The organism is Puniceibacterium sp. IMCC21224, from assembly GCF_001038505.1.
Lineage (GTDB): Bacteria > Pseudomonadota > Alphaproteobacteria > Rhodobacterales > Rhodobacteraceae > Puniceibacterium.
Genome location: NZ_LDPY01000001.1, coordinates 3488958 through 3513008 on the forward strand (window position 1 = coordinate 3488958; position 24051 = coordinate 3513008).

The following is a 24051-nucleotide window of genomic DNA, read 5'->3' on the forward strand; positions in this document are numbered from 1 at the left end:
TCAGGCCCCTGTAAAGTTCGGTTTGCGTTTTTCGCGAAAGGCGGTCACGCCTTCGTCACGGTCGGCAGTGGCCCCCGCCATGCCGGCGCCCAGCGCCTCGATCATTGCGCCGCGATCCTCGTCGACTGCGGCGTGGATCATGTATTTCGCCACTTCAACCGCACGCGGTGACGTGGTTGTTAGCTTCTCAGCGATCTCGAACGCGGTTGTGCGGGCGTCCTGTGACACCTCGGCGGCAAAGCCCAGCGCATGTGCCCGCTCGGCTGTGATCCGGCGGCCAAACAGCGCCATTTCCTTGACCACGGGTTCGCCCAGAAGGCGCAACAGCCGCTGCGTGCCGGACCAGCCGGGGACGATGCCGACACCCGCCTCGGGCAGGGCCAGCGTTGCCTTGGGCGCCATCACGCGGATGTCACAGGTTGCGGCAAATTCCAGACCACCGCCAAAGGCATGCGCTTCGATGGCGGCAATGGTCGGTTTGGACAGCCGCGCCAGCCGGTCAAAGATACGGTGCCCGTCACGCACCCAATGGCGGGCAAATTCGCCGGGCGACAGCTCACCCCATTCGCTAATGTCCGCCCCTGAACAAAAGGCGCGCGACGGCGCGGCTGTCACGACAACAGCGCGAATGTCCGAATCGCGCTCCAGATCCGCGCAGCAATCTTCAAGAGAGAGCAACATCTTGACAGTGAAGGCATTAAGCTTGGCCGGGTTATCCAGTCGCACTTCGGCAATTGGACCACTCAGGATCAGTTGTACGTCGCTCATAGCGCCATCTCCATCGGGGACATGCGCAACAGTGACTTGGACATCATTACCGCATCATCGGCGATCTGCACCCGCCCCTGCGACGATCCGACGATGTCGCGCTGAGCGTCAATGCCCGGCATGATTTCAGTCGCGACAAGGCCGCTGTCTGTCAGCCGGATCACACAACGTTCGGTGACATAAAGGATGTCTTGCCCGGTTTCCCGCGCACGCCGTCCGGAAAAGGTCACATGTTCGACCGCTTCCACCATCTTGGTGAATTTGCCCGGTTTGGTGACGATCAACGCGTCGTCAGTCAGCTCCAGCTCGGCCCCGGCCTCGAATAGACCTGAAAACACGATCTTTTTGGCATGGGCGGTGATGTCCACAAACCCGCCGCAACCGGCTGTCAGATAGGGCTTCTTGCCCAATTTTGAGACGTTGACGTTGCCCGCAAGGTCGACCTCAAGGAACGACAGGAACGACACGTCAAAGCCGCCGCCCTGAAAATACATGAACTGCTGCGGCGACGGCATGTAGGCGTCAGCGTTTGAGGCGCAGCCAAAGGCAAAGTCCAGCAGCGGCATGCCGCCGGTAGCACCCTGTTCGATCGCCCAGGTCACCGCCTGCGGATGCCCGGCCTCAAGCAAGATACGTGGCACAAGCGCCGAGACGCCAAAACCCAGGTTCGCAGTCTGACCACGGCACAATTCCATCGCAGCACGGCGCGCCACCACTTTCTCGATGTTGTGCGGGGCAGTGTTAAAGCTTGACCATGGGCGCATGATTTCGCCCGAGATGGCAGGATCATAGTCGGTTTCGGTGGTTTGGCGCTGTTCGGAGTCGACCACGATCAGATCCACCAGATGCCCCGGCACCCGCACGTCATGCGGCCGCAGCGACCCAGCGGCCGTGACACGTTTGACCTGTGCGATCACCAGACCGCCATGGTTTCGCACAGCAATGGCCTGCTCCAAACCGCCCAGATAAGCGCCTTCGTGTTCGTAGGTCAGGTTACCGCGCTCGTCCGCCGTGGTCGCGCGAATGATCGCCACATTCGGCACGATGTTTGGGAAATGCAGCCAAGTCTCGCCGCCGAATTCGATCCGACTCACTATCGGGCGGGACGCTGCGGCGTCGTTCATCGCACAGCCCTGCCGTTTCGGGTCGACAAAGGTATCAAGGCCGACCTTGGTCATCACACCTGGACGGCGCGCGGCCACATCGCTGTGCATATCAAACATGATGCCCGACGGCACGTTGTAGGCCGCAACCCGGTTTTCGACCAGCATCTGCCAGATTGCCGGCATGGGCAGCGACGACGGGCCTGACGGGTAAGACCCCGCGAGGATGGTCGACAGCAGGCCGTCCTTGGCGATGTGGTCGATACCCTTGATCCCGTACATATCGCCCGCCGCAATCGGATGTAGCGTTGTCAGATTGCGCGGATGCCCCTCGGCATCGAACCGCGCACCGATGGCAGCAAGCATCATGTCGGGACACCCAAGCCCCGAGGAGGACGACACCGTGACAACCGCATTGTCTGAAATCCGACGCGCGGCGTCGCTGGCAGTTGTGACCTTGGACGTCATCTCAGACCCCGCCGTAGTCGACGCGGACCGCGGCACCGCTATCGGCGGCGGCCTTGATCGCCAGCGCGACGGCCAGCGATTTCACCCCGTCCATGCCATCCGCCGACGGGCGCCCCTCGCCCCGGATCGCGTCATCCATCAGTGACATCGAGCGAACGTACAGATCATGCGTGTCGAACGTCACCTCATGACGACCCTGTGCGTCCTCAACCCAGACCTCGCCCACTGGCTGCTGGGTCATCACGTTGCGGGCATAAATCGACCCGTCAGTGCCATGAAATTCGATCCCGGTGGCGGCAAAGCGATGGGTAAAGCTTTCGTGGGCCTGCACCATAACACCTGACGGCATTTTCCAGACTGACATCACGCTGTCTTCGACCCCCCGCCCCAAACCCGAGGCGGCAGATTGCGCTACAACCTCGACCGGGTCTTCGCCCAGATGAAATCGGACGGTGTCGGCATCATGCACGGCGATGTCAGGAATGACGCCGCCACCCGCCGCCGGGTTGTCGATCCGCCAGCCGCGCAGCTGTTCGGGCAGGCTGACGGCGTGAAAGACGCGCGCACTCAGAACCGTACCAATTCGCCCCGAACGGATCAGATCGCGGATCGCAAGATGCGAGCCGGCATTGCGCAGATGGTGGTTGGTGGCAAAGATCACCCTCTTGTCCCGCGCGGCCTGCACCATTTCGACAGCTTCCTCTAGGGTCATGGCCAGTGGCTTTTCGCACAGCACATGTTTGCCCGCCGCGATGGCCGCCAATGCCTGAGCGTGGTGTTTTTCATTGGTGGTCGAGATGTAGACAGCATCAACGTCAGATTGCGCCAGAAGGGCATCCAGATCGGTAAAGCTGCTGGCAATGTCGTTGTCTTGCGCAAAAACCGCGCCACGCGCGCTGTCAGAGCTGAGCACCGACGTGACCTTCCAGCCGCTTTGCGCCCGCAAAGCAGCAATCATATGCCCCGCAGCTATCCTGCTCGCCCCGATTAACCCCCAATGCATCGAATCCCCCCTGCCAATTTGGATCGTTCCTATTCATTTATGGAACGATCCAAAAAAGGTCAACAAAATAGATCACTAAATTGTCTTCCCGCAAAGTCGCCCCCCCCCTAGACCGCCAACCCCTATCTGGCTGGCGCGCATTTGCCTTTGTTCTGCCACCGCCCGGGTCTGGCACATCCACGCCGCAAGCGACGTTAAACACCAAGGTTGAGCCACGAACACCCGGGCCGTTCTGCGTGATCCGCGATTTACGCCACGTCACGAATCTGGAAGACGCCTTGAAAATAACGCAATTTCACGCCACATGCGGCCATCAAGTGGTCATATATGCCCGTGCCCAAAGGAACTTGCCCTAATGTTTACCCGTTGCCTTTATTCCAGTGTCGCAGTCCTCATGCTCGGCTCTTCCGCCTCTGCCGCGACGCTTGACGCCCAGTCGCTGATGCAGAGCCTCAATGTCATCGTTCTGGGTGATATGGATCTCAGAAACACTGACCACGTCGAGGGGACTGTCTATGTCGGCGGCAACCTGAACTCGGGCGCGCTCACCACTGGATCGCCAACCTACACAAATATTTCGATCAACACAGATGGCATGGCCAATGCTGTTGTGGGTGATGTCGAAGGTGCCGTGATTGTCGGTGGCGCCGTGTCCGGCAACTTCCAAAGCGCCACCAAGGGTGACGTGGTCGTTGGCTCCAGCTTTTCCGGCACGCAGGGTGGCAGCGGTTCGCTGACACAGAATGTCGGCACGGATGTCGCCGGTGGTGTCGCGGTTTCCGACATGACGCAAACATTCGAAAATCTGTCCAGCTCTCTGGCCGGGTTAACCACCACAGTCGGCGCGTCGTTTGACACCACGCAGAACTTCAAGACGTTCACCAGCGGCACCGGCGGCGATGACGGCATCGCCGCAATCAACCTAAGCTATTCCGACGCGATCTCGATGTTTTCGGCGTCGGAACAGCTGCGCTTCGATCTCAGCAGCAGCATCTCGTCGCTGATCATCAACGTTGCCGGTGATGATTTTGCGTCGGCTGGCTACTGGGACGGCGTGAACAACGTCTGGAACCCGGGGACCATCGTGGGCGCCCAGGTCAATGACAACCAGCCCAAAGTCCTGTTCAATTTTTTCCAGGCGACCGAGCTTGTTCTGGGGTCTAACTGGAACGCATCCTTGCTGGCACCAAGCGCGCTGCTGACCTCCTCGGGGGGCGGCACCAACGGGACAGTTGTCGCGGGCGATCTGATCCTCGGGGGCGAGATTCGGCCTTACAACGACAGCTACCTGTTTAGCGGTACGCTGCCTGCATCCTCAGAGACGATCTCGGCGGTGCCGGTACCGGCGGGTCTGCCGCTAGTCCTGTCCGGCCTGTTTGCGCTGTTCTTTGCCCGTCGGCAGCGCCGCAAGGCCGCCTGAACCGACGCACGCCCGTCCTGTGACAATGTGATCGACGAGGCCGGGATATGATCCCGGCCTTTTTTGCATTCGATCCCCAACAACCGCCGCCCGGATCCCGCAGGCTTTCGTTGTGGCATCAATCACAAGAGCGCAGTAAACGGGGCCAAACAGTCGCAACATTTTCCAGAAAGGGCGCCCATGACAACGGATCTTCTTGATGGTCTCGCACGCGCGTTGATCCAGGCACATCAGAGCGGAACACGTGTGCAATCACCGCCCTGCGTCGGAACGCTGGCCGATGCACTGACAGTGCAAGCGCAGGTACAGCGGGCGCTTGGCCCGGTAGGCGGCTTCAAAGTGGGGCCGCGTCCCGAAGGCCCCCCCGCCATGGCGCCGATCCGCGCCGATCAAGTGCGGGCATCCGGGGCAGCCGTTCCGGTACGCGACCGGCTGGGTATCGAGCTTGAAATCGGGTTCGAATTGCTGACGCCGCCGGTTTCCGGCATGGCCAAGCACCCACAGACCCATTTCCGCCCCCGCATCGTCATCGAACTGGTGGACACCCGGCTGGACGTTGCGTCGGCGCAGGACCCGTTCATGAAGCTCGCGGATATGCAGATCAACGCCGGGCTGATCCTTGGCCCTGCGCTGATGGACTGGGACGGGCGGGATATCGGCCCGGTCGACGCCCGACTTCAGGTCGGTGATACCCTGGTGCAGGATGGCTCGACCCACGTGCCGGGGGGAACCGCGCTCAGCAATCTTTGGCTGTTGTGCGACAACATCGGCGATCATTGCGGCGGTCTGGCGCAAGGGCAGACGGTCATCACCGGGTCCTTGACGGGGTTACACTACTTTGCTGCCGGTCAGGGTGTGCGGGGCCAGATCGCAGGCTTTGGCGACATCAGCTGCGATTTGGTCTGAGACGTCGCGCAAGCAGACGCGCCGCTTCGGGGATCGGCGCGATGATCTCGCAGGGGGGTGCCACGTCGCGCAATCGTTCGGCGGCTTGTCCCAGCGGCCCGCCTCCGATGATCACCGCCTCGGCCCCCGCCGCGTGGGCCCGCGTTATCGCGACCAGCAGCGCGGCATCCAGCGCCTCGGGGTCCGCACCCAGTTCATGCGGATCGCCCGATGTGAGGAACGTGCCCAAGTAATCACCGCCGGGCGCCGAGTCGCGCATCAGCGCATCGATGCTGGCGACAAGCGTCGGCGTATGTGTCGCCACCGCATAGCGTCGCCCGCCACGCGACGCCGCCAAGGCTGCAGACTGACCGATTCCAACAACCGGCACCCCCAGCCGCGCCGCCAGTGCCGCGCGGCCCGGATCGCCAAAGGCCGAAACGATCACGCCATCAGTGTCCGCCGGTATTTCTGCCGCAGCCACCAGCGTAGCCGAAGCATCGAGCGCGGCGATAGACGTCAGTAACGCGGATCCCGACGGCGCCGTCCATCCAGTCACCCCCGGCAGCACCTGCCGGGCAATGGCCACCATCGCATTGGTGGTAGCGGTCGAACTATTGGGATTCATCAACAGGATATTCGCCATGTCTTGGCTCACAAATTCGGTCAGCGCAGCTCGACCGTCGCCTCGACCTCGACCAATGCATTGGCTGGCAGCGCGGCGACATTGACCGCCGTGCGCACGTGCCGACCCGCATCCCCCCAAAGGTCGATAAACAACCGAGAGGCCCCATTGACGATCATCGGACCGTCCGGATAGCCGGGGTCACTGGCCACAAACCCGCCCAGCCGCACAATCTGCGACACCGCTGATAGCGATCCGGCCACCGCCTTGATCGAATAGAGCAGATTTAACGCACACATCTGCGCCGCCGCCTGCCCGGTGGTTATGTCAAAGCCCGCGCCGACGGGGCCAAAGTATTTTGGCACCCCCTCCCATTCGCAGATCTGCCCGGACAGGAACAACAGGTTACCGGTGATCTTTCCCGGCAAAAACAGTGCCCGAGACGGCGCCGATGGCGGCAGTTCCAGACCCAATTCAGCAAGGCGCGCTTCAATCAGACAGCTCATTCAGGTGTCCCCAGTCCCAGAGTGATAGCAAGCGAAATCAGCGACAAATCCGAACCGCGCGGCCCGATCAGCGACAGCCCATAAGGTGCGCCGTCCACCGTTCCTGCCGGAAACGCCACCTGCGGCAGTTTTGCAAGGCCCGCAACGCAGAGCAGCCGCATCGCGTCATGACGATAGGCGTCGAACACCTCGGTCGGGGCGTCCAGGCGAAATGGGGCACCCGGCACGATAGGGGCCAGCAACACACCACCCTGCCCCAGCAGCCCCTCCATATGGGCAACAAAGCCGAGCCTCGCGGTTTCCGCCTGCGCGATTTGCTCATCGCTCAACGCCTCGGCAGCGGCGGCGCGCTGGTCGATCCCGCGCACCAGCGGCATACCCGAGGCGCGAATCCACGGCACGATAGCCGATTTTGCATCCCCACCCATCGACGTCAGGAATGCCGTATACGCCGCCTCAACCCCGTCTGGATAAACGGCAACGTCACACGCGTCGATATCGCCGAACACGGCGTCCCAGATGGCCAATGCCTCGGGCGGCAGCTGTGCCAACATGTCGCCGGGTCGCAGCATCTGCGGCGCCGCAGGCAGTGGGGCGGTATCCGCCTCCAGCAACACCTGCGCTGTGCGCAGCAGGGTGTCGCCATCGCGGGCAAAGACCCCGCAAGTGTCATAGCTGGGGGCCAACGGTTGCACCCGGTCCAGTGACACGCGACCATGCGTCGGACGCAAGCCCCAGGTACCACAGAAACTGGCCGGGGCGCGCACTGATCCACCGGTGTCCGATCCGATGGCGATATCGGCCAGCCCACCCGCCACCGCCACCGCAGATCCCGAAGATGATCCGCCGGGAATACGGTCCGGGGCGGCAGGATTCACTGGCGTGCCGAAATGCGCGTTCATGCCGTACATTGACCAGGCGAGCTCGTCTGTGTGTGTCTTGCCGACAAAGCGCGCCCCCGCATCCAACAGGCGCTGCACCGCAGGGGCCGTGACCGTCGCCACCGGGCTGGCCGCAAGGCGCGTGGGGCACCCCGATCCGGTCCGGTAACCCGCAACGTCATAGATATCCTTGACCGCCAGCGTCAGCCCGGCCAGCGGGCCATTTGGGGCGGCGGCCACCGGGACGGGTTCATACGGCATGAAGCAGTGATAAGGGTCTTTGTCGATCAGCATGGCGTACTCCACCACCATCGGTGCATTCGCATGGATGCAGGCGACACGACGGCGGTCGTTGGGGATATGGACGGGGGGCAGCGCGGCACGACACGCCAGTTCCGCCAGCGGACAGCGCGGCGCAAAGGAACAGGCATCAGGCCGGGTATCCAGCGCAGGCGGGGCACCCGGAATCGCGTTCAGCCGCGATCCGCGCGCCGCGTCATGCAGGTTCGCCGCCAGCAAGCCACGTGTGTAGGGATGGCGGGGATCTTTGATGATCTCGCGCGTTGTGCCCTCTTCAACGATCTGGCCTGCGTACATCACCGCGATGCGTTCGGACACTTCGACCGCCACGCCGATGTCATGGGTGACAAAGATCACGCCCATGCCGAATTCCCGCTGCAAGTCACGCAGCAGCAGCAGGATCTGAATTTGCACGGTGGCATCCAGTGCCGTTGTCGGCTCGTCCGCCAGCAACAGGCGCGGGCGACAGGCCAGCGCCAGCGCGATCATCACCCGTTGCAGCATCCCGCCCGACAGCTCGTGCGGGTAATTGCGCAGCCGTCGTTCGGGCGACGGAATACGCACCCGACGCAGCATATCGAGCGCGGTCGACATCGCCTCTTCGCGGCGCACACCCTTGTGGCGCATCACCGCCTCGGCGATTTGTGCGCCAACGGTATAGACCGGATCCAGCGCCAGACCGGGTTCCTGGAACACCATTGACACTTCTTCGCCGCGATAGGATTGCAGCGCCTTGCCCGACAGGGTCAGGACATCAACGCCATTCACTTCGATCTCGCCCTCAATCTGCGTCCGCTTGGGCGGCAGCAGGCGTAGCAAGGTCTTTAAAGTCACCGACTTGCCCGATCCGCTTTCGCCCAGCAGTGCCAGCGTCTCGCCCTGCTTCAGGGTCAGCGTCAGGTCGTTGATTGCATGGATGGTTCGCGCGCCGGAAAATCGCACATTCAGGTTGCGGATATCCACCAGATTTTCGCTCATGCCTGTGCCCCCAAACCCGCCTTGGGATGACCCGAGGATGTATCGTGCAAATGGCACGCCGCGAGGTGCCCCGGGCTGTTCAAAACCGGCCCAAGCGTCGGCACCTTGACCTTGCACACCGGATGGGCAAAACGGCAGCGCGTGTGAAACCGGCACCCCTTGGGCGGGTTGATCGGGTTGGGCGGATCGCCGGCCAGCGGCGGTTCCTTGGTACGGTTGTCGGGGTCCATCGACGGCATGGCCGAAAACAGCGACCGCGTGTAGGGATGCGCCTGGCGGGCCCAGATCGCATCAACCGGCGCGACTTCGACCACTTCGCCCAGATACATCACCAGAATCCGGTCCGAGATATAGCGCACCACGTTCAGATCGTGACTGATAAAGATGTAGGTCAGTCCGAATTCCTGCCGCAAATCGTCCAGCAGGTTCAGCACTTGCGCTTCGACCGATTTGTCGAGTGCCGAGACAGCTTCGTCCAGCACCACAAGGCGCGGCGACATCGCCAGCGCGCGGGCAATGTTGATGCGCTGGCGCTGACCGCCCGACACCTCGTGCGGGTATCGTTGCGCAAAGCGGTCGGGGGCAAGACCCACCCGCTCCATCAGGCTGCGGGCACGGCCGACGGGATCGGACAGCCCCTGAATGCGGGCGCCAAAGGCAATGGATTCCTCAATCGTCAGACGCGGATTGAGCGAGGCATAGCTGTCCTGAAACACCATCTGCACACCGCGGCGCAAATCGCGCAGACTAAGCGTGCCGCCCAGATCCTGACCATCATAGATGATCTCGCCCTTGTCCTTATCGATCAGACCGATCATCAGCCGCGCCGTCGTCGACTTGCCACAGCCGGATTCACCGACGATGCCCAGTGTTTCGCCCTTCTTGACCTCGAACGACACACCGTCGACGGCCTGCACCATGGCGCGCGTGCCGCCCAGAATGCCGCCGCGCACCGGGAAATATTTTTGCAGGTTGCGCACGATCAGCAGCGGCTGGGCCGGGCCACCCTTGTCAGCAGGGGTATCGGGCAGAGTATTAGTCGCGGACATTCATCGCACTCCTCACGCCATCGCTCAGCAGATTGAGGCAAAGCGAGGTGACAAAGATCATCAGCCCCGGCAGCGCCGAGAGCCATGGGTTCACATAGATCGCCGACCGCAGGGTGTTCAGCATCAGGCCCCATTCCGGTTCCGGCGGGCGCACACCGATTCCAAGGAACGAAAGACCTGCGGCCAGGATCATGCAGACTGAGGTCAGCGAGGTGGCATAGACAAAGATCGGCGACAGCACGTTGCCGATCACATGCACGCGGATCACCGTCAGCGCATTGGCGCCGGACGCCCGCGCCGCGTCGATGTAATCCAGCCCGCGCACGCCCGAGGTCACCGCCTCGGACACACGGGTGATCGGCGGGATAAACACGATGGTCAGCGACACGAGGGAGTTGACGATCCCCGCCCCCAGCGCGCCCGATATCGCGATGGCCAGCAGAACCGACGGAAAGGCAAAGAACACATCGACCGTGCGCATGATGATTGTGTTAAGCAACCCGCCGGCGTAGCCCGCGACGATCCCCAGCGTACCACCGATAAAGAACGCCAGCACCACCGGTGTCAGGCCGATGAACAGCGTCAGCCGCCCGCCATAGATCAGACGGGTGAACATGTCGCGGCCCTGCTCGTCCGTGCCCAGAATGTGCCCCGGCGTTCCGATAGGTTTCAGCCGCGCGATCATCGAACCCTTGTAGGGGTCCGATAAGCCCAGCCAGGGCGCAAACACCGCCGACAGGATCAGCAGCAGGATGACGCTCAGGCAAATCAGCGTGACCGGGTCGCGCAGCAGTCGCGCGCCGACGCCGGACCAGTAACCTTGGCCTGCGCCCGTGGCAGGGCCCGCGGCGATGTCGGTATCCAGAACCGCCATGGCTCAGCTCCTCTTGATTCGTGGGTCGATTGCGGCCTGCGCCACATCGACAATCAGGTTCATCGCCACAAAGAACAGTGCCAGCACCAGGATGGTGCCCTGCAACAGCGGCAGATCGCGCTGAAAGATTGCGTTGGACAGCAGGAACCCGGAACCGGGCCAGTTGAACACCGTCTCGATCAGGATCGACCCGCCCAGAAGATAGCCCAGTTGCAGCCCCATGACCGACAGTGCTGTTGCGGCGGCATTGCGCGCCACATGGCGCAGCACATCACCCCGGCTCATGCCCTTGGCATAAAGCGCGAGGACAAAATCCATCGTCAGCAGGTCGCCCGCCAGTGCCCGCACAGTGCGCGCGACAATGCCGATGGGCACCACGGCCAACGTCACGGCTGGCAGCACCAGATGGCGCATGTGCAGCCAGTCCCAGGACCAGTCCTGCGACCCACCAGGACCTGCACCCATCGACGGCAGCCAGCCCAGATTGACGGAAAAGATGATGACCAGAACGATGCCCAGCCAGTAGTTCGGCACCGACACCCCCGCGATGGACAGCGCCGTTACCGCACGGTCAATCAGCGTGTCGCGGAAATATCCCGCCAGAAACCCCAGAAAGATGCCGATGGGAAAGGCGATGACCGCAGCGCTTACCGCCAGCAGCAGCGAATTCTGCACCGCGCCGAACACCTCGCCTGCGACGGGGCGACCGGTCGCGATGGATTTGCCCATATCCCCTTGCACAAGGTTGGAAATCCAGATCGCGTATTGCACCGGTAGCGGCTTATCCAGGCCATAGACCGCGCGCATGGCGGCCTGCTCATCCGCCGTCGCATCGACCGGCATGATCGCGGTCAGCGGGTCGCCGGGCGCAATCTGGACCAGCATGAAACAGATCACCGACACGCCAAAGGCGACGGGCAGCACCAGTATCAGACGCCGCAAGAAATAGATGAACACCTGGGGGACTCCTTGGAAAAATTGTCCCCCGCCGCAGGATTATGCGCGGCGGGGGACAGGGTCAGATCATTCCATCGTGATCGACGAGAAGTTCTGATACCAGTTCTGCGCCTGGACAAAGCCTTTGACCTTTGGGCTCATTGCGCGGGGTGCCACATCATGCGTCACCATCAGGAACAGCGCTTCGTTCACGAATTTTTCGTGGGTCTTGCGCAGCACCGCGTCCTGTTCTTCGGCATCAAAGGTGGTCTTGATTTCATCGAACAGCGCCTGCATCTCGGGATCGCAATAGTGGCCCCAGTTGGTGCCGTTCGGCGCAATCAAATCACACGACAAGTGGCGGATCAGACCAGTGAACGGATCCTGGATGAAGTAGGTGAAGTTGATCGACTGGCTACCCTCGACGGCCGTATCCTCGGCACCGGCACGCCACAGGTTGATCATCTGGTTCCACTCAACAACCATGAACTCGACCTCGATGCCGACTTCGGCAAGGCTCTGCTGGAGGTATTCGTTCATCGGCAGTGGCAGCATCTGACCTGATCCCGACGGCGAGATGAGCGCTTTGACCTTCAGCGGGTTCTCAGTGCTGTAACCGGCTTCGGCCAGCAGCGCCTGGGCGGCCTCGGGGTCGTACTTGACCTCGAAAGTTGGCTCACCGAACCACTGCGACGACGGCGGCAGGAAACCTTTGGCAGGCACCATCAGGCCACCCAGCAGGGCGCTCATGCCCTCGCGATCGATTGCGAGGTTGGCCGCTTTGCGCACCCGGATATCGTTCCAGGGCGAACCCTCAAGACGCGACAGGTGCCAGGTCCAGTTGTGCGGATAGGCGTTGGACGAGATGACAAAACCGTTGCCGGTCATCGCCGGAATGGTGTCGGGCGCAGGTGCCTCGATCCAGTCGACCTGACCGGACATAAGGGCAGCAGCGCGGGCGTTCGGTTCGGGCAGCGGGATCAGCACCATCTTGTCAAGTTTGGGGATACGCGTGTCATCCCAGTAGTCGGGGTTTGGTACCATTTCGGCCCGTTCGCGCGGCACAAAAGCCTCAAGCTTCCAGGGGCCGGTGCCCGATGGGCTGGCCGCGACCTTTTCCCAATCCTTGTCCATCGCTTCCCAGTTCGCCTTGGACGACATCAGGATCCAGGCCAGCTGATAGGGCAGCGTCGCGTCCGGCGTCTTGGTCACAATTTCCAGCGTGTAATCGTCGATGACGCTATAGCTCGCCACGGCCGGGATACGCGATTTGCCCTGGGCAGACTGCCGGGAATCATACTGTTCCGAAGAATCGACCAGAAGTTTATCAAGGTTCCAGACCACAACTTCGGCGGTGAACGGGCTGCCATCGTGAAAGGTCACGCCCTCGCGCAGTTTAAAGGTCCATTTGGTTTTATCATCGGCATCCACGGCCCATTCGGTCGCCAGACCGGGGATCAGGACCGACGGTTTATCCGCGCTGGTCAGGTCCCATTCGATCAGCGAATCGTAGACCGTGTAGCCCATGAACCGCATGCCTTCGCCGCCCTGATCCGTCTGACCCGTGGTCAGTGGAATGTCGGCGGCGGTCATGCCCACGCGCAACGTGCCTTGTGCCGCCGCAGTCTGTGCGCAGACCAAGCCCGCTGCCAGAACAATCGCGGCGAACCTCCCTTTAAAGTGTCTCATCATCTCGCTCCGTGTTGTTGCAGGGCAGTTCTGAGTCGCCCCTTGCGCCAAAACCCTGCGCGACACGGAAATTCATTCCTCTACCAATGAGTTCGATCCAGCCAAATTGCGCGGCTCGCTCCGGACGGATGTTTAATTTATGTGCACACTTAACGCGTGTGATTAAATCGCAATCACCTTCCCAAGAGTGTCGCGCGTAATTACCGCGCGACCTCAATCACTTTTGCGCTGTCAGTCGTGTGTAAACCTCGGGGCGGCGATGTTTGGCGAAATCAAAAATATTGGCCCTGATCTCAGCACAGCGGTCGAGGTCGCAATCAGCAATGATGACCTCATCCTCCAGCGTCTTGGCCTGAACGACTATTTCGCCGGTCGGGGCGACGATGGCCGATCCACCGATCAGCTCACAGCCTTCCTCGACTCCGGCCTTGGCGACGCCGACCACCCACATGCCGTTGGCATACGCGCCGGCCTGAAGGCTCAGATGGTTGTGAAAATCCTGTAGGTGGTCATGTTCCGGCGCGGGCGGGTAATGCCGGGGCGTATTGTAACCGATCAACGCCATTTCCGCCCCGTCCAGCGCCAGTTCGCGATACGTTTCCGGCCAGCGGCGATCATTGCAGATCGCCTGCCCCAGTCGACCGCCCAGCGCATCCACTGCGGCAAAGCCATGCGGGCTGGGGTCAAAATACCGCTTTTCCAGATGCTGAAACGGTCGCCAGGCTTCGTGTTCGGCGTGACCCGGCAGATGCACCTTGTGATAGCGATCGACAATCTGCCCTGTGGCATCGACCAGAATGGCCGTATTGTAATGCCGCAGGATGCCGTCCTGCTCGACCAGCTCGGCATAGCCGAACGAAAAGGCGATTCCCATCGCGCGGGCGCGCTCGAACAGCGGTTGCGTTGCGGCGTTCGGCATCGCGCGCTCGAACCAGGTATCAACCTGCGCGGGATCGTCTATATACCAGCGCGGGAAAAAGCTGGTGAGTGCCAATTCAGGGAACACCACCAAATTTGCGCCCTGCTCAGCCGCCTGTTCGAGCAGTGCAACCATACGTGCCACCGCCGACGCGCGCGGCTCGTCCCGTGCGATGGGACCCATCTGCGCGGCGGCGGTGCGGATGCTACGTGTCATGTCCATCCTCCCGCTGTCTGCGGCTGGTGGAAGTGCTGAAACGTGCAGGCATGAAACCTCTTTTGACTGGTTTTGACGGGGATGCATTCGCTGCAATGACATAAACCTGTTTGCGCAAAGCGGCCAAGCAGCGCGCGCACAACACTGGCGCTTTCGTCACCGCCGCAGCCCGAACGGCTGTTTCTTGCGGCAGCGCGGCGTAGGAGAGGCTTGATTTATACCCGCTTTGCGGGAATCATATCGCCAGTTGCACGTATTTGTCTGCAACACACAGATTTTTGCACAAACCATTTTGGATCGCTGCCATGTCGCTGGAAATTCTCAGAACTGCCGAATCCTTTGCCGCGTCAGAGCCGGAACCGGGCCTGCCGAACAACCGCCTGCGGATCACACTGGAATACGCCACCCCACCTGACCTGCTGGCGCAACGCGCCCGGATCGAAGAGCTGCTGGGCGGACCGAACTTTGACCTCAAGCCGCTGGACGATCAATTGCCGGAATTTCTGGTGCTCCAGTTTCCCGGGGTCGAACGGCGTATGGCGCCCCAGACACTGTTTGCTGCGGCAGATGCACTGGTTGTGGCGCTGGATCTGGTATCGGCTGTGCCGGATATCGCGGCGACGTTTGTGGTGGCGCCGGATGATCCCTCGCGCGCCGAAGGTGTTGGCGATGCCATTCTCAACACCACATGCTGGGTGGCCGAGGACACGTCGCTAGCGCCGGATTGGGCGGTCGCAATCGTCAACGCCCCGCAAGTCTGGGCGCAAGGGATCACCGGCAAGGGAGTCACCGTCGCGCAACCGGACAGCGGCGTCGCCGATCACGCCGAATTGGCAGGCGCTCTGGATCTGAGCCGCGCCTTCAACACATTGAACGGCAGCACCGACCCCACCGATCCGTTGTCGTCAGGCATGACCAATCCCGGCCACGGCACCGCAACCGCAAGCAATGTGGCGAGCCGCGGCGCGGGCAAGGTATTTGGCACGGCCCCCGGCGCAAAGGTGGTGCCGATCCGGTGCCTGAACAGTGTCGTCCTTGGGCTTGATCCGACGCCGGTAGCGCAGGCGATCCTGCATGCAGTGCGGATCGACGCTGATGTGATTTCCATGTCTCTGGGCGGCGGGTTGCATTCGCCGGTGATGGCTGCGGCCCTGAAACGTGCGGCAAAAGCCGGGATCATTGTCGTGTCCGCAGCGGGAAATTGCGTGCAACCGATTGTCGTCTATCCAGCACGCGACCCCAACGTGATCGCCATGGCCGGCACCAACGTTCACGACAAACCGTGGAAAGGCACCAGCCGCGGACGCAAGGTCGACATGGCCGCCCCGGCGGAAAACGTGCCGGTTGCCCGCCGCACGCCCGGCGACGGCGGCGCGCACCGGGTCAAACCCAGTCAGGGCACGTCATTTGCCACGGCGCTGACGGCGGGGGTTGCGGCGCTTTGGGTGCAGAAATGGGGCCGTGCGAAACTGCGGTCCGAAGCTGCACGCCTGTCGCTGTCCGTGACCGGCCTGTTTCGTATCGCGCTCCGGCTGACAGCGCGGACTCCTGCCAACTGGCCGCGTGGCATGGGGGCAGGCATCGTCGATGCCGCGGCCTTGGTTGGCCTTGATCCCGCACATATCCAGCGTCCCGGCGGCAGTGGGCCGTCCTCTCTGGAAACAGCGGGACCATTGGTCGCGGCGCTGGACGACAGCTTTGATGGGATCGAGGCAGGCGATGACGACTGGCCCCGGATCGGAGCCGAAACCATCTATCTTTTGAACGATGCCTGGGTCCGCACCCACCGTGTCGACGCATTGCCACTGGAAAGCGCGACCCGCCCCGCCCCCAGCCCCGGCACAAAGGCACGACTCCCCGCGCAAGTCGAGGCGGCACTGAACCAGCACCAGTCCGGTCCGCTGATGCAGCCCCCCATCGCCGCCCCCGCGCCTGCACAGCCGGATTATGCCCGCTATCTGGCCGCCGGCCGGATGGGCACCGCCGAATCCAGCGCGACCTTGACCCCCGAGGCGGCGCGCGGCCGTCTGATGTCTGAACCCGGTCAGGCATTGTCGAGCCGGGTTGGTGACATCCTCTCGAAAATGCAAAAACGTGGCGAGGGCGACCGCAACGCCCAGGCCGAGGTCGTCCAGCAAGCCCAAGAGGTGATCCGCATGGTCGCCGAAGACCGCATACCCGAGATTGACGGCCCGCATCGCGCAACGCTTGAGGCGTTGGTGCGGCTGACCGATCGCCCGGCCTATCGCATCGTGAACGGCACCATCGACGAAGACGATCCGCTTTATGGTGAATGGGGTGGGTTCCTGTCGCTGTCGGTTGATTTGCCGCACTGGGCCCGGTCTGTCGGGCGCATCGACCTGAACGGCGTGCATGTCGGGACCGGCTTTCTGATCGGTGGCAACCGGGTGATGACCAACCGCCACGTACTCGAAGCCGTCGCGGACGAGATTATTGGCCCCAATGGCAGTGCCTGGGATTTCGGCAGGGGTCGCGTCACAATTGATTTCTCGGATACGGCGGACGGGGTGACGGTATCGGACCTCAATGGGGTCGCGATCACCGGGCCAGTGCCGGTCAGTCATTCGGTGGATTTCGCCAATCTCGATATGGCCGTGCTGAACATCGTCGCAGGTGGCCCGGATCTGCCGCCACCGCTGGATCTGCGCGGCGAACTGCGCGGCGACATCGACCTTGCGGTGATAGGCTATCCGGCACGGCACGGCAGTGCCGCCTACATCAATCCCGCGACCGGACGCCCCGATGTCGAGATCGGCCAGCGCCTGCGCGCAATCTTTGGCACCGATTTTGGCCGCAAATACGTCGCTCCGGGGCGCGTGATCCAACAACCCGGCACCTTGCCGGGGGATCGAAACGACTGGGTGTTTTCGCATGATTGCACGACGCTGGGCGGCAATTCCGGGTCGATGATCGTGCAGTTCGCCGCGTCGCCAGGCGTGGCCGGACTGCATTTCAGCGGTGCGACCCTCTATGCCAACCACGCCCATGCGCTGGGGGCCGTGAATGCGGCGCCGTCCGGGCCAATCCCCGGGGCCACCTGGATCTGAGGCTGTCATGGGCGAGGTATCGCGCACGCAGATCGGACGCATCGCAAGCGGGCTGAAGGTGTCGCGCGATGTGTTCGCGCGGGCCTATGATGACGTCGCCTTTGCCTATGGCGGAGATGAATTCAAGGTCGTCGCCCAGATCGCCAACGCGGCCAAACCGCTGCCAGCCGGGGCGGACCGCGACCGGCGTGATTTTCGCGCGGCGATGGTGGCCGCAAATGAATCCGACTGGCTGGCCGATTTCATCTTTGAAAAGTTCGCCGATCTGGCGGCGGCAAGCCACGTGGCCATCCGGCCCGAACTGCAATCCATCGCGCAACGCAAACAAAGGTTTCAGGACGCAGCGGTGATTTCCTCGGGATCGCTGGCGGCGATGCGGCGCGGCTGCATGGTGCTGTCCCGCACCACCCTTAGGGATGGCACAATCGAGGATACGCCACTGGGGTCAGGCTTTTTGATCGGGCCGCATCTGATCCTGACCAACTATCACGTGGTCCGCAGTTTTTTGAACCCGGACGGCACCCCGCTGAAGGACGGACCACAGCCCGCAGTGGCGTTTGACATCCATCACGGCCCGCGCCGAATTGTCGAGCCGCGCAGTTATAGGGTGATGACCGACGGCATCGGCTGGCTGCTGGGCAAGAGCATGTCGCTCCCCGAAGATCAGGCGGAAAGTCAGGCGGCCCTGCTGCAACATCTCGACTATGCCATCCTGCGCCTTGACGGGCGGCCCGGCGACGCACGCGGCTGGTACGATCTGGCGCGGGTGCCCGACCTGCCGGATTTTGACACGCCGATGCAGGTCTGGCAGTTCCCGCGCGGCCAGCCGATGAAATCGGTGACCAACAACCGCGCCCGTCCCCCCGATGCCCTGGCCTTTCCCGACGCAGGAGGCGGCCAGAACCATGCCCGCGTCTACTATTTCGCCAATGCGCTGGATGGGTCGTCTGGTGGGCTGGTTCTGCGCGATTCGATGGAGCCGGTGGCGCTGCACGACGCCGGGTTCCACCCCGAGGCCCCGGCCGGCGCGCGGGTCAACCGGGGCGTGCCCCTGCGCCGGATCGCAGACGACGCCCTGACCATGATCAATCAGGACATCGAATCAATGCCGCGCCGCGTTGGCTGGCATGTGCGGCGCAACCTGCCGATCCTTGGCCGTCATCAGCTTCAGGATATGATCTCGCGCGCGGCACTTGGGCCGGTTCGTATCCTTACCGTCCTGACCCGGCCTGATGCCCAGATGCGGCGCCTGTCGCGGATCGGACGCAGCTATACCCGCGAAATCCTAGAAAGCTGCCTGCCCCCCGACCGCCACCATGTGGTGGTGATCGAGGCGTCGCTGATCGACCCCGACCCGTTCCTGACCGCAAGCCGGATCGTGTCGGCCATCGACCCGGAGCGGGTGGCGGGCCTGCCCGGTGCCTCGGGCGAAACGACGCTGGATGCGGATGCCGCGGGCCTGCTACTGGATCGCACGGTGGATGCGCTCAAAGAGGCGGCGCCGGGCAAGGTGGTGTGGCTGATGATTGACGATATTGATGCGCACGAGATCGGCACACAATGGCCATCGTCCAGCTTTCTGGTCAGCCTCTATCTGCGCGTCGCCCGCGAACCCCGCCTGCGAGTGGTTCTGGTTGGGCTGCCGAAACGGCTTGATGCGCTGATGGGTCTGGGAAGCGCCGTACTGATGGAGGAAGATTTGCAAGCGGCCCCTGCCCCGGCCGATCTGCGCGACTGGCTCGAAGCGCATCTGACCAAAGGCATGCCACCAGATGAGTTTGCACCGCGGCTGTCGGTGATGTTGAATTCATTGGCTGGTCATGCGGCTGGCAACACCGTGACACCCAGCGCCCCCACGCCGACCGCCGACGGTCACGGCGTGATCGAAGCGCTGAACGAGCTGCTTTCGGTCCATGCGCTTGGGGCGTTTCGTTCCCGCAGGGGATCAGCCGGCGGGATCGAAGGGGGATCGACATGACCACATTCGCGCAACGCGTGATTGACCACGCCGCTTTGTCCGGCGCCTTTGCCCCATCGCGGTTCCTCTATCCGGATACCAAGCCGGATGATCCGCCGACCAAAGCCCAGATCGCGCACCAACAGCGACTGGAACATCAGGCCCTCGCCGCGCTGGCCCCCCTGTGCGAAGAGGTGCTGCACGACGAAAAGATCCTGTGGCGCATGCACAATGCCGACAGGGTGCGGGTGCTGCGGTTGCTTGCCAAACGCCCGGACGACATGGGCAGGCTGTTGCGGCGGCGCGGGCCACTCAAGGCCGATATTTTTGCTCAGGTGCTGCGCGATTGCCTGACAGGTTCTGTCCCTCGGGATAAAACGCTCAGGCTTGGCCCTGATCAGACCGGCGCACACGCTGTACGCGAAGCAATCGCCGCGGCGAGCTTTGCCGCGAGCGTACTCGACGGAACGCAACAAAAGATAGCGCGGCAGTTTGAAATAACCCTGCGCGAGCGCTCTACTATCGAGGCGGACCACGCCCGACGTCGGCAGATCCTGCCCGACGACCTATGCGGTCGCGAGGCAGAGCGTATGGCGGTCCTGCGGTTTCTGGACGGTGGCACCATCCTGCCGCCAATTATGCCGACCGATGCCGATCCCCCGCATCCGGTGCGATCCCTGCTGGTCACCGGATCGCCCGGCATGGGGAAATCTGCCTTTCTCGCCGATCTGTTCACTCGGGTTGAGGCGCTGCCGACACGGCCACTTTTGATCCGCTTCGACTTTGACCAGATGACGCTGGCCCATGGCGGCCCGATCGCCTGGACCGAAGAGATCACCCGCCAGATTGGCACCCAGCTCCCTACCCTTGCCGGGCATTTACGCGCGATGCGCCAGGAACAGGCCCTGTTGCGCCGCGAAACCGACCGTGACAGCGCCCTGAGTTTTGCTGAAACCATGTTGTCGCAGACCCAGACCATCCTGTGGTCACTGCCTGAAGGCGCGCCGCGGCCAATGATTGTCGTGCTCGACACGGTCGAAGAAATCACAGCCCAAGACAACCGCGACCTCTTTGTTACGCTGCCCAACAGTACGTTGTTTCACCAGCTGATCGGGTGGGTACATCGGCTGGGCATGCTGAACCGTTCGGGACCAGTCACATTGATCTGCTCGGGCCGCACCGGCCCGCCGACACATACCGATGCGCCGAAAGAGACGCCGGACGCTGACGCTGACCCCGCTCGCCCCAGGAAGCCGACGGGGTTTGCCATTTGGTTCGACGCACATCTGGCTTTGCCCGAACTTGACCAGGCCGCATCGGTCGCGCTTTTGGGGCAGCGCGCACCGGACCTGAGCCACGATTTGCGCGCTGACCTGGCGGCCAAACTCGGGGGACATCCACTGATCTTGCTGTTGGTAAGCAAGCATCTGAATGCCATGGACCCGCCCGAGCGGGCCGAATTGATTGCGGAACTGGACACCGGCGGGATGCGTGGCCGCGATGTCGAGGCGATGATCCGCACCCTCTACAGCCGCTTTCTGGCCCGGATGCGGGTTCGCCACCTGCCCGACGGGATGAGCGACGACGATATCCGCGCCCTCGCCCATCCCGGCCTGCTGCTGCGCGAAGTGACGGTGGACATGCTGCGCGATGTGATCGCACCGGCGGTCGGTGTCGATCTGAGCCCGCCGGGACGCGCGCAGGCAGCCTTTGACGCGCTGCGACAGCAGGTCTGGCTGGTCGACAGCCCTGGCGATGGGACAATGATCACCCACCGTCCCGATGTGCGACGGGTGATGTTGCCGATGATGCTGGCCTCGGGTGATCCGACGATTATGCGGGTACTCGACGCCGCCACGCAGCACTACGAAACCACCGGTGACTTAACGCGGGCCGGCTATCTGCACCTGCTGCAAGGCAAGACAGAATTCCTGTACAGCCAGCCCGATCTGGCCCGTGCCATCGTGGCGTATGTCGGCGCGGACGAGGTGGCGCGGATGGAGGATGGCCCCCGCGCAGCGCTCAAGGTCCACTCTGCCGATGCCAGCGCCCTGAGCGACGCCGAATTCAGAACCCTGCCCGAGGATCTGCAATTCTCGGTTCGCCTCGAAGCGGAAAGCAAATCGATCCGCCAGACCGGCATGCGCAGCGCGTTCGCGCCGGATGGACCTGCTTCGGGCCGTGACATACCCGGCGGCGGCGACCTGTTCGCGCTGGATGCAACATTCGACGACAGCGCCCAGTCCGCCGCCGCGCCGTCCCCCATCGCGGCGTGGGCCAAAGGGGTCGTGTCACGCGATGCATTGGAAATGATCACCGACCCTCAGCTGCAACAGGTGGTCGGGAACGCCTTTATCGAGGCGGATTTTGCCACCGTGTCGCGTGTCGGCTGGGACGTTCTGGCGAGCCTGCCAAACTGGCCCGACATCGGGCGCCCGCTGCGCTTTGATGTGCCGTTCCACGAAACATGGCTGTGGCGGCTGACCTTGGCCGGTCAGATCGTGACCCCGCCCGGGTGGCAAGAAATTGACCTGCTTCGGCACATGGCCACACAGGATTATACCGAGGCGTTAAAGGGGACACGGATCTATTCGCCGGATGCGCTGTTCTTTGACCTCGACATGCTGTGCCGGCCACTGGCACCGCGCCGCACTCTGTATGATCCGGATGCTGGATCGCTGGGGGTCGAGCGCTACAGCGATGTTGTCGTCAACCTGCGTATGCAGCGAATGCTGGGCCAGTCGCCGATGTTTCGACATGTGGTTCGCGCGGCATCGCAACAAACCAGGGTCGAGCTGTCCTCGGCCTCGCAGCCCTATCTGTCGCATACGTTCCTGGAGCTGGTGCGCGACGGCGCCGGGCAGGTCCTGCTGCACGACGATGGCAAGAAAAGCGGTCGGCGGATTGATTTGATCCGAAGCCTCGTCAGCATCGCCGGGGACCCGGATCGCGTCAACGCGGATGATCTGTTCGAAATGTATCGAACAGCGACGCTCTCTGATGGCGGGCTGGTGGCGGCAATGGTGTCCCCTGACCCGGCCCCGGACGATCCTGAGTTCAGAAACCTAATCGCGCGTGGTCAGACCCCTGAACTACACGAGGTCGTCACGGCCGCCATTCTGACCGAACCCGAGACGACCGTGGTGCCAGAGCTGGAACGGATCGCGGGCCGGGTCAGGTTCTGGCCTGACTTTGGCAATTCGATGATCGCGACCTTGCAGAAAAGTGGCGCCAACCGCCGCGATCTGCACGACACCGTACTTGAACTGGTGCGGATCATCGACCTGTGTGGCCAGTTGCCCAGCCTCGTGCGAAACCTTGACGACGCCGGGCCGTCGCGGCGCTTGCCGGATCTGGTCAGGCTGTTTAACGCGCTCGACCGTCGCTGGAGCTGGCCGTCCTAGCCTCGTTCGGTCAGCGCAGGGGCCTGTTGCAAATGCTCCATCCCCCAAAGGTCCTGATCCACGATCCGAACGAACTGCCGCAGCGGCGACACCATGCCCGCAGGCGGGATCAGAGCAGAGCGGGCTGTCGCCAGACTGCGGTCATGGCCCAGCATTAAAAAGGACCAAATTCAGCCAGGCACCGCCGCGATAACCGCCTTGCCAGAGACTGCCGGGAAGCACGGCGACTTAGCCCTCCGATTCCGGGGTTTTGTCGAGGATCTTCATGTATCGCGCCAGACCAGAGACGATGTGCATCTGTGCTGCAGCGCGGGCCGCTTCGACATCGCCATTGGTCACGGCGGCACTGATGACCTGATGTTCGGCGATTGAGCGCGCGATATTGCTGGCGATCGACAGACCACGGCGGCGAAACAGGTGCATTTCCCGCACGAGGTTGTCATAAATCGTCTTGGCCTTGGGGTTGCCAGCCGCCCCCAACAGCATGTCATGAAATTCGATATTCAGCTTGTAATAAAGCTCGGTATCGTTGCGGCCGTGCGCCTCTTGCATCTGATCCAGATTGTTTTGCAACTGCGCAGGCAGTCCGGTTTCGATCCCTTCGGCGACACGCTGCGCAGACGAAGAGCACGCCATTGCAAAGATAGCACCGCGCAGATCGTAAAGGTTGCGCACCTCGGCGACAGTTGTCTCGTGGACGAACGCGCCGCGATTGGCAATCAGGTCAATCAGACCGGAATCGACCAGTGACCGGATTGCCTCGCGAACTGTGCCCCGACTGACGCCCATTGCGTTCGACAACGCCAGTTCGTTCAGCTTTTCCCCGGCCACAAGGTCGCCGTCCACGAGCATCCGCTCGATCTCGTTGCGGACCTCTCCGGCCAGCGTCGCCCGCCGCGGCCCTATCAGTTTTGCGCTCATCGTCATGGTTTCACTTGATCCGTTATCGCCATTTTTTTGTCAACAATTAACATTCTTATTGTCATCCTCACAGCTATGACC

18 protein-coding genes are annotated in these 24051 nt (G+C 62.6%); 5 read left to right on the forward strand and 13 right to left on the reverse strand.

The genetic code is table 11. From position 1 onward, the window contains the following. The 3 genes from IMCC21224_RS16255 to IMCC21224_RS16265 are packed head-to-tail and all read right to left on the reverse strand — an operon-like array spanning position 1 to position 3342. Positions 1-768 carry an enoyl-CoA hydratase/isomerase family protein gene (locus IMCC21224_RS16255; RefSeq protein ID WP_047996233.1) on the reverse strand — a complete coding sequence of 256 codons (768 nt, stop codon included), beginning with the start codon at positions 766-768 and terminating at the stop codon, positions 1-3. Next, positions 765-2339, reverse strand: a complete 1575-nt coding sequence (locus IMCC21224_RS16260; RefSeq protein WP_047996234.1) for an acyl CoA:acetate/3-ketoacid CoA transferase — start codon at positions 2337-2339, stop codon at positions 765-767. The genes IMCC21224_RS16255 and IMCC21224_RS16260 overlap by 4 nt, the downstream gene beginning before the upstream one ends. 1 nt (position 2340) lies before the next feature. After that, a complete protein-coding gene (locus IMCC21224_RS16265; protein WP_047996235.1) occupies positions 2341-3342 on the reverse strand; it encodes a Gfo/Idh/MocA family protein in 1002 nt (333 codons plus the stop codon). A gap of 355 nt (positions 3343-3697) precedes the next feature. Here IMCC21224_RS16265 and IMCC21224_RS16270 point away from each other — a divergent pair, with 355 nt between their 5' ends. Both IMCC21224_RS16270 and IMCC21224_RS16275 read left to right on the forward strand, forming a co-directional pair. Beyond that, the gene (locus IMCC21224_RS16270; protein WP_047996236.1) at positions 3698-4762 is read left to right on the forward strand and encodes a collagen-binding domain-containing protein; all 1065 of its coding nucleotides are present in this window, start codon (positions 3698-3700) and stop codon (positions 4760-4762) included. 180 nt (positions 4763-4942) lie between these two features. Then, entirely contained in the window at positions 4943-5668 is a 726-nt protein-coding gene (locus tag IMCC21224_RS16275) for a hydratase (protein WP_047996237.1), read from the forward strand. On the opposite strand, the gene IMCC21224_RS16280 is transcribed toward IMCC21224_RS16275, so the two are convergent. The 8 genes from IMCC21224_RS16280 to IMCC21224_RS16320 form a co-directional block, all read right to left on the reverse strand. Then, on the reverse strand, positions 5649-6293 hold the full coding sequence (locus tag IMCC21224_RS16280) for an aspartate/glutamate racemase family protein (RefSeq protein WP_047996238.1): 645 nt from the start codon (positions 6291-6293) through the stop codon (positions 5649-5651). The two genes, IMCC21224_RS16275 and IMCC21224_RS16280, sit on opposite strands and share 20 nt — an antisense overlap. A gap of 20 nt (positions 6294-6313) precedes the next feature. After that, positions 6314-6778 carry a RidA family protein gene (locus IMCC21224_RS16285; RefSeq protein ID WP_047996239.1) on the reverse strand — a complete coding sequence of 155 codons (465 nt, stop codon included), beginning with the start codon at positions 6776-6778 and terminating at the stop codon, positions 6314-6316. Next, complete coding sequence (locus tag IMCC21224_RS28555) at positions 6775-8937, reverse strand: amidase (RefSeq protein ID WP_231582107.1); 2163 nt, start codon at positions 8935-8937, stop codon at positions 6775-6777. Before IMCC21224_RS28555 ends, IMCC21224_RS16285 begins: the two co-directional genes overlap by 4 nt. Continuing rightward, complete coding sequence (locus tag IMCC21224_RS16300; protein WP_047996240.1) at positions 8934-9986, reverse strand: ABC transporter ATP-binding protein; 1053 nt, start codon at positions 9984-9986, stop codon at positions 8934-8936. The genes IMCC21224_RS28555 and IMCC21224_RS16300 overlap by 4 nt, the downstream gene beginning before the upstream one ends. Then, positions 9973-10860, reverse strand: coding sequence for an ABC transporter permease (locus IMCC21224_RS16305; RefSeq protein ID WP_047996241.1), 888 nt, complete (start codon positions 10858-10860; stop codon positions 9973-9975). The genes IMCC21224_RS16300 and IMCC21224_RS16305 overlap by 14 nt, the downstream gene beginning before the upstream one ends. A 3-nt stretch (positions 10861-10863) precedes the next feature. After that, entirely contained in the window at positions 10864-11817 is a 954-nt protein-coding gene (locus IMCC21224_RS16310; protein WP_047996242.1) for an ABC transporter permease, read from the reverse strand. Between the two features lie 66 nt (positions 11818-11883). Further along, entirely contained in the window at positions 11884-13485 is a 1602-nt protein-coding gene (locus IMCC21224_RS16315) for an ABC transporter substrate-binding protein (RefSeq protein WP_156178309.1), read from the reverse strand. Positions 13486-13702: 217 nt separating this feature from the next. After that, the gene (locus IMCC21224_RS16320) at positions 13703-14620 is read right to left on the reverse strand and encodes an N-carbamoyl-D-amino-acid hydrolase (protein WP_047997206.1); all 918 of its coding nucleotides are present in this window, start codon (positions 14618-14620) and stop codon (positions 13703-13705) included. A gap of 305 nt (positions 14621-14925) precedes the next feature. Here IMCC21224_RS16320 and IMCC21224_RS26605 point away from each other — a divergent pair, with 305 nt between their 5' ends. From IMCC21224_RS26605 to IMCC21224_RS16335, 3 genes are read left to right on the forward strand one after another with little or no spacing between them, the layout of a single operon-like run. Further along, positions 14926-17688 carry a S8 family serine peptidase gene (locus tag IMCC21224_RS26605; protein ID WP_053079007.1) on the forward strand — a complete coding sequence of 921 codons (2763 nt, stop codon included), beginning with the start codon at positions 14926-14928 and terminating at the stop codon, positions 17686-17688. Positions 17689-17695: 7 nt separating this feature from the next. Further along, on the forward strand, positions 17696-19666 hold the full coding sequence (locus tag IMCC21224_RS16330; protein ID WP_047996244.1) for a serine protease: 1971 nt from the start codon (positions 17696-17698) through the stop codon (positions 19664-19666). Then, the gene (locus IMCC21224_RS16335) at positions 19663-23049 is read left to right on the forward strand and encodes an ATP-binding protein (protein WP_047996245.1); all 3387 of its coding nucleotides are present in this window, start codon (positions 19663-19665) and stop codon (positions 23047-23049) included. Before IMCC21224_RS16330 ends, IMCC21224_RS16335 begins: the two co-directional genes overlap by 4 nt. Here the strand turns inward: IMCC21224_RS16335 and IMCC21224_RS27900 are convergent. Together IMCC21224_RS27900 and IMCC21224_RS16340 are read right to left on the reverse strand one after the other, a co-directional pair. Continuing rightward, complete coding sequence (locus tag IMCC21224_RS27900; RefSeq protein ID WP_156178310.1) at positions 23046-23204, reverse strand: hypothetical protein; 159 nt, start codon at positions 23202-23204, stop codon at positions 23046-23048. The genes IMCC21224_RS16335 and IMCC21224_RS27900 overlap by 4 nt on opposite strands. 73 nt (positions 23205-23277) lie before the next feature. Further along, positions 23278-23970, reverse strand: coding sequence for a GntR family transcriptional regulator (locus tag IMCC21224_RS16340; protein WP_231582108.1), 693 nt, complete (start codon positions 23968-23970; stop codon positions 23278-23280). Positions 23971-24051 lie beyond the last annotated feature (81 nt).